General features: G+C 75.2%; 9 protein-coding genes. 8 read left to right on the forward strand and 1 reads right to left on the reverse strand.

The annotated features are described in order from the left end of the window. The first annotated feature begins 238 nt into the window (after nucleotides 1-238). From ACFVU7_RS43895 to ACFVU7_RS43930, 8 genes are all read left to right on the forward strand, one after another. Nucleotides 239-1,648 (forward strand): sensor histidine kinase, encoded by a 1,410-nt coding sequence (locus tag ACFVU7_RS43895; protein WP_241853231.1) that lies wholly within the window; start codon nucleotides 239-241, stop codon nucleotides 1,646-1,648. Next, on the forward strand, nucleotides 1,600-2,265 hold the full coding sequence (locus ACFVU7_RS43900) for a response regulator transcription factor (RefSeq protein WP_049659962.1): 666 nt from the start codon (nucleotides 1,600-1,602) through the stop codon (nucleotides 2,263-2,265). Before ACFVU7_RS43895 ends, ACFVU7_RS43900 begins: the two co-directional genes overlap by 49 nt. Before the next feature lie 246 nt (nucleotides 2,266-2,511). Beyond that, on the forward strand, nucleotides 2,512-4,119 hold the full coding sequence (locus ACFVU7_RS43905; RefSeq protein WP_388052228.1) for a DUF2637 domain-containing protein: 1,608 nt from the start codon (nucleotides 2,512-2,514) through the stop codon (nucleotides 4,117-4,119). Nucleotides 4,120-4,225: 106 nt separating this feature from the next. Beyond that, entirely contained in the window at nucleotides 4,226-5,515 is a 1,290-nt protein-coding gene (locus ACFVU7_RS43910; RefSeq protein ID WP_388052231.1) for a DUF6986 family protein, read from the forward strand. Between the two features lie 171 nt (nucleotides 5,516-5,686). Continuing rightward, nucleotides 5,687-6,343, forward strand: coding sequence for a YigZ family protein (locus tag ACFVU7_RS43915; RefSeq protein ID WP_049659555.1), 657 nt, complete (start codon nucleotides 5,687-5,689; stop codon nucleotides 6,341-6,343). A gap of 478 nt (nucleotides 6,344-6,821) precedes the next feature. Beyond that, on the forward strand, nucleotides 6,822-8,642 hold the full coding sequence (locus tag ACFVU7_RS43920) for a hypothetical protein (RefSeq protein WP_388052234.1): 1,821 nt from the start codon (nucleotides 6,822-6,824) through the stop codon (nucleotides 8,640-8,642). Nucleotides 8,643-8,756: 114 nt separating this feature from the next. Beyond that, a complete protein-coding gene (locus tag ACFVU7_RS43925; protein ID WP_388052237.1) occupies nucleotides 8,757-10,523 on the forward strand; it encodes a restriction endonuclease in 1,767 nt (588 codons plus the stop codon). A 314-nt stretch (nucleotides 10,524-10,837) separates the two neighbouring features. Beyond that, nucleotides 10,838-11,602: a ZIP family metal transporter gene (locus ACFVU7_RS43930; protein WP_049651307.1), complete on the forward strand. Its 765-nt coding sequence runs from the start codon at nucleotides 10,838-10,840 to the stop codon at nucleotides 11,600-11,602. A 95-nt stretch (nucleotides 11,603-11,697) separates the two neighbouring features. On the opposite strand, the gene ACFVU7_RS43935 is transcribed toward ACFVU7_RS43930, so the two are convergent. Further along, nucleotides 11,698-12,603, reverse strand: coding sequence for a LysR family transcriptional regulator (locus ACFVU7_RS43935; RefSeq protein ID WP_049651306.1), 906 nt, complete (start codon nucleotides 12,601-12,603; stop codon nucleotides 11,698-11,700). Nucleotides 12,604-12,630 lie beyond the last annotated feature (27 nt).

The raw sequence follows: 12,630 nt of genomic DNA on the forward strand, positions 1-12,630 counted from the left end.
CAGGGGGGACCCTGTGGGAGAGTAGGACGCCGCCGAACAATTCTTCAGAAGAACCCCCATCCGGGTCCCGGATGGGGGTTCTTCGCGTTTTCAGACTGTCTCATCGGTCGGTGTCACTTCCTCCACTCGCAGGTGGTCCTAGGTCTACCTCGGTTTTGGGGTGCCATGGCCAGTGTGGGTGATGGACGGTTCGTGAAGACTGATGGAGGACGATCGGTACCGGCATCAGGAGCTTCCCGTGACAACAGTGAGTCGTACGAGCGGCGCGTCCGTACGTGCTCAGGCCCAGGCGGCCTTCAAGGCCGGCGGTGAGGGGCTGGCGCGGCTCGGTGTGGTGGTGTTGGCCGCGGTGCCGGGAGTGGTGCTGCCGGTGGGCGCGGCGATCTGCTCGGGGGCGGTCACGGCCCGGCTCCTGCAGTCGTACGACCTGGGCGTCTTCCTCTCGCTCCTGGTGGCAGCGACCGTCGGCGCCGTGGTGGCCGCCGCCAGCATCCGCCGTACCGCGAACCGCACCCGCGGCCAGCTGGAGCGCTGGTTCGGCATCCGGCTGCCGGCGGTCTACGAGCCCCGGCCGGAGCTGGAGCTGGACGGCCGGGGGCACTGGTGGACGGGCTACACCTACCACCGGTCGCGGACGGTGGCGAAGTACGTCCAGGTGGTCCACTGGGGCCTGCGGGACCGGACCACCCGCGCCGAGCTGCTCTGGCTGCTGGCGAACCCGTTCCTCGTGGTGGCCCTCGCCGGCCCGGTGGCCGTCCTGCTCGGGCTGGGCGTCGCCTATATCCTGGCCGGGCCGGTGCCGGCGGACGGGTTCGGCCCGTTGAGCAGCCGGATGGTGGCCGTCCTGCTGAGCGCCGTGCTCGGGGCCGCCATGATCGTCGCGGGCATACTCGCGGCACCGTACGCGGTGCGGGGGTACGTGGAGGCCGCCCGCCGGGTGCTGGACCAGGACGGCCGGGCGACGAACGCCCAGCTGACCAGGCGGGTGGCCGAGTTGACCGAGACCCGGGCGGACGCGGTCGGCAACCAGGCCGCCGAGCTGCGGAGGATCGAGCGGGACCTGCACGACGGCGCCCAGGCGCGACTGGTCGCGATCGGGATGACGCTGGGCACCATCGAGCACCTGATGGACACCGACCAGGAGGCCGCGCGGGAGCTCCTCGCCGAGGCCCGCCAGTCCTCGGCCCGGGCCCTCCAGGAGCTGCGGGACCTGGTGCGCGGCATCCACCCGCCGGTGCTCGCCGAGCGCGGACTGGGCGACGCCGTCCGGGCGCTGGCGCTGGACAGCGCCCTGCCGACCGAGGTGTGCGTGAGCCTGCCGGACCGGCCGCCGGCGCCGGTGGAGGCCGCCGTGTACTTCAGCATCTGCGAGCTGCTGGCCAACGCGGCCAAGCACTCGGAGGCGGAGCAGGTGTGGGTGGACATCCTCTACCGGGCCGGCTTCCTGCGGGTCACGGTGACGGACGACGGGGTGGGGGTGGCGGACCCTTCGCGGGGGACCGGACTGCGCGGGATCGAGAAGCGATTGGGTACCTTCGACGGTGTCCTCTCCATCGACAGCACGTCGGGCGGACCCACCACCATCACCTTGGAGTTGCCGTGCGAGTTGTCCTCGCCGAGGACCTCTACCTCCTTCGCGAAGGCCTGATCCGGCTGCTGGAAGCGCACGGCTTCACCATCGCCGCGGCGGTGGAGACCGGGCCCGAGCTGTTGGACGCGCTGCTGACCCACCGGCCGGACGTGGCCGTGGTCGACGTCCGGCTGCCCCCGACGCTCACCGACGAGGGCCTGCAGGCGGCGCTCAAGGCCCGTCGGGAGATCGCGGGCCTGCCGGTGCTGGTGCTGTCGCAGCACGTCCAGCAGCTCTACGCGCGGGAGTTGCTGGCCGACGGCACCGGGGGGATCGGCTACCTCCTGAAGGACCGGGTGTTCAACGCCGGGCAGTTCATCGACGCGGTCCGCCGGGTGGCGGCGGGCGGTACGGCGATGGACCCGGACGTGATCGCCAAGCTGATGCAGACCACCTCGCGCCGGCCCGGTCCGCTGCTGCGGCTCTCCCCGCGCGAGCGCGAGGTGCTTGAGCTGATGGCCGAGGGCTGTTCCAACTCGGCGATCGCCGCCCGCCTCTCGGTGAGCGACGGCGCGGTGGCCAAGCACATCGCCAACATCTTCGGCAAGCTCGAACTCGCCCCCGACGAGGACGCCAACCGCCGGGTGCTGGCGGTGCTGACCTACCTCAACGGCACGGCGGGGCAGACCGGCTGACGATCCGGCGGCGCCTCCGTTCCGGCCCCGCGTGGTGCCGGGGGCCGGGTGCCGGGCCGCCGCACTGTGACACCCCAGGCTGTGGGCACGCTAAACACCTGTACGAGTAAACTCCGGTGAGCCGAGCCCGGAGGTTGCCCAGCCGTCCGGCGGCCCGACCAACGGGGTCCGGCGGCCCGACCAAACGGGACCCGGCAGCCGAGGCAGCGTACGGCAGCAGCCGACATCCAGGGGTTGATAGACGTAATGGCACGCCCAACGCTCACCAAGGCCCATCGGGGCCTGCTCGGCCTGGTCGCGGCCGGTGCCTTCATCATCTCGGGCATCGGCTTCGCGGGTTCGTACAACGCGGTGCGCGACCTGGCCGAGCAGAAGGGTTTTGGCGCCTTCTCCTACGCCTTCCCGATCGGTGTGGACGCCGGCATCGTCGTGCTCCTCGCGCTCGACCTGGTGCTGACCTGGCTGCGGATACCCTTCCCGATGCTGCGGCAGACCGCGTGGCTGCTGACCGTCGCCACCATCGCCTTCAACGCGGCCGCCTCCTGGGGCGACCCGCTGGGCATGGGGATGCACGCCGTCATCCCGGTGCTCTTCGTCGTCGTGGTCGAGGCCTCGCGGCACGCGGTCGGCCGGATCGCGGCGATCACCGCGGACCGCCACATGGAGTCGGTCCGGGTGATGCGCTGGCTCCTCTCCCCGGTGCCGACCTTCCGGCTCTGGCGGCGGATGAAGCTCTGGGAGCTCCGCTCCTACGACGAGGTCATCCGGCTGGAGCAGAACCGCCTGGTCTACCGGGCGCAGCTGCGCTTCCGGTACGGCCGCGGCTGGCGCCGCTCGGCACCGATCCAGGCGCTGCTGCCGCTCAAGCTCGCCAAGTTCGGCGTGCCGCTGGACCCGGCGCTGCTCGACCGGCTCGACGACGACGGCCGGGCGCGCGACGTCAAGGAGGTGCCGGCGGAGCAGGAGACGCCGGGGGTGGCCCCGCAGGAGAACCGCGTCGCCGCGGCCATCGCCCCGGCCGCCGAGGCCCACGCCCAGCAGCCCCCGCACCCGCAGCAGGCACCGCAGGCCGTCCAGCCGGCCGCCCCGCAGGTCCAGCACGCCCAGCAGGCCCAGCCCGACCAGGTCCAGGGGCAGCCGCAGGCTCAGCCCGAGCAGCCGCAGCCGCAGGCGCCCGCTGCCGTCACCCCGCTGTCCGCCGAGGTCGCCGCGCCGATGCTCGCGAAGCTGGCCGCCGTCCGGCTGCGGGCCGCCCAGGAGCCGGACGCGGCGGCGGAGGCCGCCCCGCAGCCGCGCGGCGAGGAGCTGAACGTCTGGACCGAGCGCCCGGTCCGCACCACCGGCCACCCGACCGACGCCGCCCCGGGCGGTCGGGTGCCCGGGCAGGCCTCGCCCTGGTTCAAGCCCCCGCGCCCGGTCGCCGAGGAGCCCGCCCCCGCCCCTGCCGCAGCCGTCGCCCCGGGCCCGGCCGCCGAGCCCGCGCCCGGTCCGCAGGCCCAGCACCCGGTCGGCCCGCAGCAGCGGTCCGAGCAGTTCGAGCAGCCCGAGCAGCCCGCCGAGTTCGCGCAGCCCGCCGAGCTGGCGCACCCGGTCCCGGCCGCCGAGTCGGCCCGCGCCGAGCAGTCCGCGTTCTCCCCGGCGCCCGCGCGCCTCGACCCGGACGTCGCCTACGCGGCGCTCGTCTCGTACATGGACGCCCACAGCCACCAGCCCGACCCCCAGCGCCTCGCCGACTGGCTGACCAGGGAGTACGGCGTCACCGGCAAGGGACCGGACGGCTCGGTCCACCCCAAGGAGGTCGCCGACCTCTACCCGGAGCTGAACGAGCGCTACGCCGCCGCCGGGCGGGACTGACCGCCGCCACCGTCCAGGGCTCGGGCGGCCATTGACGCCCGATCCCGCCGGAGCTACCTTCGCCTCAACAAACTGTTGAAGCGCTGGTTCGGCATGGGGAGTGCGGATGACACGGGTCGGGGTCGACGGAAACGGGCCGGCGGACGGGGCCTCCTTCTCCACCGGGGCCCGTGCCGCGGTGGAGGCACTGCTCGCCCCGGTCGACGCCGATCTGGCGCGCCGTTACCCGGGTGAGCCCGGGACCAGGCAGCCGGTGCACACCGTCTACGTCCCGGCCGACGCCTTCGGCGCCGACACCGTGCGGGAGTGGGGCCGCCGGGCCCTGGAGGCCTTCGACCGCCACGCCGCCACCCCCGCCGAACTGGCCCGAGCCCTCGGCGTCGCGGACGACGAGCTGCTCGCCGACGTGCACGCCCGGGTCCGCGCCAAGCTGCAGCGCGAGCCGGTCGAGGACCTGCGGATCGACTTCGAGGACGGGTACGGACCCCGCCCCGACGCCGAGGAGGACGCGGCCGCCGTCCGCGCCGCCGAACTGGTCGCCGCGGCGGTGGCCGAGGGCGGCGCCCCGCCGTACCTCGGCATCCGGACCAAGTGCATGGAGGCCGCCGTCCGGGCCCGCGGCATCCGCACCCTGGAGCTGTTCCTGGCCACCCTGCTGGCCAACGGCGGGCTCCCGGAAGGCCTGGTCCTGACCCTGCCCAAGGTGACCTACGCCGAGCAGGTCACCGCGCTGGTCCGGCTGCTGGAGGACTTCGAGGGCCGGGCCGGGCTGCCCGCCGGCCGGATCGGCTTCGAGATCCAGATCGAGACCACCCAGGCGATCCTCGGCCCGGACGGCCGGGCCACCGTCGCCCGGATGATCGAGGCCGCCGAGGGACGCGCCACCGGCCTGCACTACGGCACCTTCGACTACAGCGCCGCCTGCGGCGTCAGCGCGGCCCACCAGAGCATGGACCACCCGGTCGCCGACCACGCCAAGGCGGTCATGCAGGTGGCGGCCGCGGGCACCGGGGTGCGGCTCTCCGACGGTTCGACCAACGTCGTCCCGACCGGCTCCACCGAACAGGTGCACGCCGCCTGGAAGCTCCACCACGGCCTGGTCCGCCGCTCGCTGGCCCGCGCCTACCACCAGGGCTGGGACATGCACCCGGCGCACCTGCCCACCCGCTACGTCGCGGTCTACTCCTTCTACCGCGAGGGCCTGGCGGCCGCCGCCGCGCGGCTGGCCGCGTACGTCGCCAAGGCGGGCGGCGACGTGATGGACGAGCCGGCCACCGCCCGGGCGCTGAGCGGCTACCTGCTGCGCGGACTGGACTGCGGCGCCGTCGACCTCACCGAGGCCACCGCGCTGACCGGCCTGGACCGCGGGCGGCTGAACGCCCTGGCCGGCCGCTGACCCGTCCGCGTCCGACAGTCGGGTCCCGGCCGTCGATCCTCCGGCTCGGCCGGCTCCCGGCCCCCGGCCGTTGATCCCTCCCGTCGTGCGCCAACTAGGCTGGCGGTGCCGCCCCGGTGTCCCGGGGCGCGCGCCGTCAGCCTTCACCGTCCTCGGGAGGACCCCCGCGCCATGTCCGCCACGCCGGAGCCCACCGCCAGGCCGTACCTCACCATCCGGCGGGCCGGCAGCCACGAGACCGAGATCAAGAAGTCCCGGTTCATCTGCCACCTCGCCCGGGTCACCGACGAGGAGGGGGCACAGGCCTTCATCGCGGGCATCCGCAAGCAGTACTGGGACGCCCGGCACAACTGCACCGCCTTCGTGGTCGGCGACGAGCAGCGCCGCGAGCGCTCCAGCGACGACGGCGAACCCGGCGGCACGGCCGGGGTGCCGATGCTGGAGGTGCTGCGCCGACGCGGGCTGACCGACACGGTCGCCGTGGTCACCCGGTACTTCGGCGGGATCAAGCTCGGCGCGGGCGGCCTGGTGCGGGCGTACGGGAACGCGGTGTCGGAGGCGGTGGACGAGGTCGGCCTGCTGGAGCGCCGCCCGGTCGCGCTGCTCGCGGTGACGGTGGACCACGTCCGGGCCGGGCGGGTGGAGAACGACCTGCGGGCGGCCGGGTACACGGTGAGCGACCTGGCCTACGAGGCCGCCGGGGTGCGGATCGAGGTGGGGGTGCCGGAGCCGGACGTGGCGGACTTCCACACCTGGCTGGCCGAGGCGACCGGCGGTACCGCGGTGGCGGTCCCGGCCGGCCGCACGTACGTCGAGGTGCCGGTCTGACCCGAGGTGCCGCTCTGGTCGCCGGGGCGGGGGGTAGCTCCTGGGCCCCGGGGGTCGGACGATCCGTCGGACGGCCCGTGACCGGCCGTTTCCCGTAGCCCAGGCCCCGCGCCACGCGGAAGACCGCTTGAGCAGATTCACCCGAACGTAGTGTCGTAGCCCGGAGTTGGAACTTCCGCTCCGGGCCGTGGCGTTTCCTGGGCAAGGCTCCGGCAGAACCGGACGAAACCATCGATGGAGGACACAGGACCCCACCCCGCACCACGGAGGTATGCGCATGACCTCGGATCGATCGACCTCGAATTCCCAGTCCGCGACGAACCCGACCTCGAACCGCCCCACGAGCCACTCGACGAACCACCCGACGAGCCGTCCGACCTCGAACCATCCGATCGCGAACCGCCCCGCCCCGAACCGCGTCCGCTCGCACGCCGCCGCAGACCTGCCCGGCCCCCGCGGCCCCGCGACGCCCTACCGGATGACGGTCACCACGGCCCTCACGCATGCCGAGGCCGTCGCCCTGGCCGACGAACAACTGGCCTGCTGGCTGAAGCAGGAGGGCTTCGAAGAGCCCCCGCCGGCCCACCGCGCCCCCGCCGAGCAGGGCACCGAGCCGGCTCCCACCGCCGAGCGCCTCCGCCTGGGCGAGCGCGTCCTGCTCGACCGCGACCAGGGTCCGCTGCGCGGCGGCCCGGGCGCCGGGCGGTACGACCGCCGCCGCCTGCGCACCCCGGCCCCGCACGGCACCCAGCAGCTCACCCTCACCGTGGCCACCGGTTCCGACGGCCCCACCTGGGTCCGGCTGGAGGCCGAGACCCACAGCACCGGCAGCGGTGTGCGCACCCCGTGCCGGGTGCCGGTGCCCGAACTCGCCCGCACGCTCCTCCCGCTGCTCGACGCCACCGACGGTCCGACCGCCGTCCACTCCGGCCCCCGGGTGATCACGGCCGACGAGGTCGACGCCCTGATCGACGAGCTGTGTGACCCCGAGCGCAGGCTGCCCACCGTGGTGGCCAGCGTCCCGGTGAACCTGCCGCTCGACAGCTGGGTGCGGGACGTGGTGGCCCCGCTCTGCCAGCAGCTGCCCGGCCTCGCCACCGCCTACGTGCTGGACCCCGGCGCCCGCACCGGGTTCAACGTCGCGCTGGAGTACCACACCGTCTACGGCGGGGCGGTGCGCACCTACCTGCCCGAGGTCGACCCGGCCTCCCGGCAGGACAGCGCCCGACATCCGGTACTCGCCCGGGGCCGAATAGAAGAGGACCTGCGCCGCGCCGCCGGGCTGCTCGCCCGCGAGCCGCGCCGCCTGGCCGCGGAGCAGCCGCTGCCACCGCCGCTGGCGGCGGTCCCGGTGCTGCGCGTCCCGCCGCCGCAGCTCCGCCGGGACGCGGAGCAGGCAGCAGAACGGACCGTGGAGCCGAGCGCGGAGCAGGCCGTCGGTCAGGTGGCCGAGGAGACCGTCGAGCGGATGCCCGCGGGCACCGTCGAGCAGGTCGTCGAACGGACCTCCGGCCCGGCCGCCCCGTACCAGGGCGTGGAGCTGGCCGCGCTCGCCCGGGAGGAGCAACAGGACCGCGCCGAGCAGCAGGGCAGGGCCGACGAGCTGGAGCGGGTCCGGCACACCCTGCGGGTGGAGCGCCGCGAACACCGGGAACGGGGCCAGGGCCGGGAGGGCCGCGACGGCCGGGACGTCCGGGAGGGCCGTCTCCGCTCCGGAGCCCGCGCCCTGACCGGGCGCCACTGCGTGGCGCCGGGCGGTGGACCGGTCGGCGGGCCGCACTCCGTGGTCCAGCCCCCCGACGGCTGCGGCACGCCCGACACCTTCACCGAACTCATGGCCAGACTCGGCGAGTTCCCGCTGGTGACCTTCACCGGTGACCAGAAGGTCGCGCTCGCCCTGGACGAGCTGCAGTGCGCCGGCGCCGGCTGGGCCCGGCTCGCCTGGGACGGGCTGACGGCACTCCAGGAGTACGCCGAGGCGGCCGTGCGCGGCGCGGCCGGCGGGGACTTCAAGCAGTGGTGCGAGCGCACCCCCGAGGGCTGTCACCGCTTCCCGCCCCGCAAGGCGGTCCGCGGGGAGTCCCGGACGGTGTTCAGCCACACCAAGTGGAAGCGCGAGCGGATGCTGCCGGTGCCGGAATGCGTCGACTCCTCCCGGCGCGCGTTCATGGGCGCGCACCTGCGGATCGGCGGCGGCCGTACCGCGCCCCGGCTGCACTACCTGGACGACTGCTCCGGCAGCGGCCGGATCTACGTCGGCTACATCGGCCTGCACCTCACCAACACCCGGACCAACTGAGCGGCTTGGCTGACCGCCGCGCCCGTTCGGGGGACAATGTCCGGCAGGGGCGGGCCCACAGGTTCGCCGATCGCCCCGGGCAGGCGCCGGACGAGCATGGGGGAACGACGACCGATGCAGGACTCAGCAGACGGCCAGTCCGACGGAACCGCCACCGTCCAGTTCCCCCGGCCGGGCTTCCTCGCCTCGGTCTTCCGCGACCTCGGAGCCGAGAACGGCCAGGAGCCGGACGGCGCCGCCGCCGACCGCCCCCGTGGCGGTGCGACCGGTGACGGCCCGTCCGGCGACGGGCCGACCGGTGACAGACCGACCGACAGCGGACCCACTGGCAACGGGCGCACCGACAACGGACCCACTGGCAACGGACCGACCGGTGAAGGACCGTCCGAGCCCGGCCCCGGCGAGGCCGACCCGGACGAGGCCGTGGCGGCGCACGCCCGGGCCGCGACCCTGACCCACCACCGCACCCGCGCCGTCCAGGCCGAGCACGACCGGCTGGCCGATCTGCTGCGGCGCGCCGCGCTGCCCGTCTCCGCCATGGACTTCGAGAGCCAGCTGCGCCACTACCAGCCCCGCCCCTACCCGGCCGACGGCCCCGGCGGCGGCGCCGAGGAGGAGTCCGAGCCCCGCTGGCAGGACTTCGCGCCCGCCGAACCGCCCGTGGCCGACCCGGAGGGCGGCCCGTCCCGCCGGCTGCTCGACTCCGGCTACCAGCGCGAGCTGGCCCAGGCCCGGCTCACCCACCAGCGCGCCCTGCGCGAGTGGCGCACCCGCCGGGCCGAGGCCGGCAGCCCGGCCGCCGACGAGTCCCGGCGCGCCCACGAGGCGGCCGAGGAGGCCCGGGCCCGCGCCGTGCGCGAGTACAACGAGAGCCTGGAGGAGTGCCGTCGGGCCTACCGGCTGGCCGAGCCGGCCGCCGTGGAGTCGCTGCTGGAACGGGCGCTGGCCGCCGCCGAGACCGCCACCCAGGACCTGCCCGCCCCCTGCCGGGCGGTCTTCCGCCCGCTCACCCGCACCGCCGTGCTGGACCTCGACCTGCCGCCGCTCGACCTGGTGCCCTCGCTCGCCGGCTACCGGCTCGCCCCGGACGGCGACATCCTCCCGGTGCCGCGCCCGCCCGCGGACCGGGCCACCGACTACCTGCGGCTGGTCGCCCGGCTCGCCCTGCGGGCCCTGCAGGCCGCCGACGCCGTGGACACCGACGAGATACTCGCCGGCGTCGTCCTCAACGGCTGGCTGCGCGATCCCGCCACGGCCGAGCCGCTCTGCCTGGTCAGCGTGGACGCCGACCGCGACGCACTGGCCCGCACCCGGCTGCTGCCGCCGGGCACCCCGTACGAGGAGCGCGACGACGAGGGCGTCTACGCCGACGCCGAGCAGGACGAGGCCCTGGTACGGCTGCGCCAGCTCGGCGCCGCCGTCACCCCGGACCCGTACGACCGGGCCGGTGTCCGGCCCGCCGCCCAGGCCGGGGCCACCGTGCCGGCCGCCGCCGACCTGTCCGCCAACGAGTTCGCCCAGCTGGTGCGGGACCTGCTGACCCGCGGCGGGATCGCGCAGTGGAGCGTCCGGCTGCGCGGCCCGGCCGGGCTGGTCGCCACCGGCGAGGGCGCCCCCGGCACCTCGCTGCCCGGCCGCTGGGTGGTGTGGGCCTCCCGGGACACCGGGTCGATCGGCGCCGAGCAGATCGAGACCCTGGCCGAGGCGGTCGGGGAGGAGTCCGCCGAGCGCGGCCTGCGGCTGACCACCGGCCGGTTCACCGAGGAGGTGCTGGACCTCACCGCCGAGGAGGGCCGCCGGCACATCCACCTGATCGACGGCGACGGCGTCCGCGAACTCGCCCACACCCACCTCGGCCTCCCGCTCGCAACCGGCGGCTGACCCGCCGCCCGCTCACCACATCGGCCCTGTTCAGCAGCCTTTGCCCACCGCCCCGTCCCGGCGGGTCGGCCCGTCGCCGGCCTCACCCGAACGGCCCATCCGTCGGGCGCCCCGGCAGGTCTGGGCCGAGGCTGGGGGAACGGCACCCCGGCCCCGGCACCCCCGGGTGATCACCGTCGAACGGGCGTCCGGTACGGTCGGCGGTCGGCCCGGCCACGGGCGGATCCCAGGGGGAGAGGAATGGGCAGAGCGCTCGGCGCACCACCCGGCGAAGGCCCCGGCGACTCGGCCGGACCTGTGAAGGAGTCGGACCGATGACCGCGGTACTGGTCGCCGCCGCGGCGTTCCTGATGACCCTGATCGGCGGTTTCGTCGCCCAGCGCACCCGCGACCGCCGCCACCTGGTGCTCGGCTTCGCCGCCGGACTGATGCTCGGCGTGGTCGCCTTCGACCTGCTGCCCGAGGCGCTCCACCAGGCGCCGGGCGAGGTGCACGGCGTGCCGCAGGCGCTGCTGCTGTTCGCGGCCGGCTTCCTCACCATCCACGTGATCGAGCGCGCCGTCGCGATCCACCGCGGCCACGAGGGCGAGTACGCCGCGCACTCCCACGGCCACCACCACGGGGACGCCCGCTCCGCCGGGCACCAGGGCGTCGGGCTGACCGCCGCACTGGCCCTGGTCGGGCACAGCGTGATGGACGGCTTCGCGATCGGCGCCGCCTTCCAGGCGGGCACCACGGTCGGCACGGTGGTGGCCATCGCCGTGGTCGCGCACGACTTCGCCGACGGCTTCAACACGTACACGATCACCCGCCTGTACGGGAACAACCGGCGGCGGGCGCTGACCCTGCTCGCCGCGGACGCGGTGGCCCCGGTGTCCGGCGCGGCGATCACCCTGGCGTTCACCATCCCGGGGCACCTGCTCGGCCTCTACCTGGGCTTCTTCTCCGGCTTCCTGCTCTACCTGGCGACCTCCGACATCCTCCCCGAGGCGCACAGCCCGCACCCCTCGCGCAGCACCCTGCTCTGCACCGTGGCCGGGGTCGGCTTCATGTGGCTGGTGATCGGCTTCGCGGGCTGAGGCCCGCACCGGTCCTCGCCCTGGTCCCAGCCCCGAGACCGCGACCGGTACGGGACCGATCGGCCCGGCGGTCGGGCGACCGGCCGCCGCGGCCCTCAGCCCGGAAGCCGCCCCCAGCACTCCCGCATCGAGGCCAGCGCCTCGGTGATGGCCGGCCGCCGGGAGGCCTGGGAGCGCCAGAGCGCGAACACCCGGCGGCCCGGCTCCGGCGCCACCCGGCGGGCCGCCACCCCGGGCGGCAGCGGGCCCCGCCCGAGCCTCGGCACCAGGCCCATCCCCAGACCGGCCGCGACCAGCGCGATCTGCGTCTCGAACTCCCCGACCTGGTAGCGCACGTCCGGCTCCTCGCCGGCCTCGCGCAGGGTGCGGACCAGCCAGTCGTGGCAGATGTTGCCCGGTGGCACGCTGATCCAGCGCTGCCCGCACAGCCGTTCCACCGGCACCGGGTCGAGCGCGGCCAGGTCGTCGTCGGCGGGCAGCAGCAGGTCCACCGGGTCCGTGCCGAGGTCCATCCGGGAGACCCCCTCCTGCACCGGCAGCGGCACGGTCGGCCAGTCCTGTACCAGCGCCAGGTCCACCTCGCCCCGGGCCACCAGCTCGGCCGCCGGGTACGGGTCGCGCTCCAGCAGCCGGACGTCCAGCTCCGGGCAGCGCCGCCGCAGGTCGGCCAGCGCCCCGGGCATCAGTCCGCGGGCACCGGACGGGAACGCGGCCACCAGCAGCCGCCCGACGGCTTGGCCGCGCTGCTCCTCCAGCCGCACCTCGGCCTGCTCCACCAGCCCCAGCACGGTCTGCGCGGTGACGGCCAGCTCGCGCGCCGCGTCGGTCAGCACCACGCCGCGGCCCTGCCGCTCCAGCAGCACCGTCCGGGTCTCCCGCTCCAGCTTGGCGATCTGCTGCGAGACCGCCGAGGGCGTGAAGCCGAGTGCCGCGGCCGCCCCGCCGACCGAGCCGTGCACCGCCACCGCGTGCAGCGCCCGCAGGCGCCCCAGGTCCATCATGCAGTGATACTAAAGCGTCCTCTTCAG

Source organism: Kitasatospora sp. NPDC058046, from assembly GCF_042885595.1.
Classification (GTDB): domain Bacteria; phylum Actinomycetota; class Actinomycetes; order Streptomycetales; family Streptomycetaceae; genus Kitasatospora.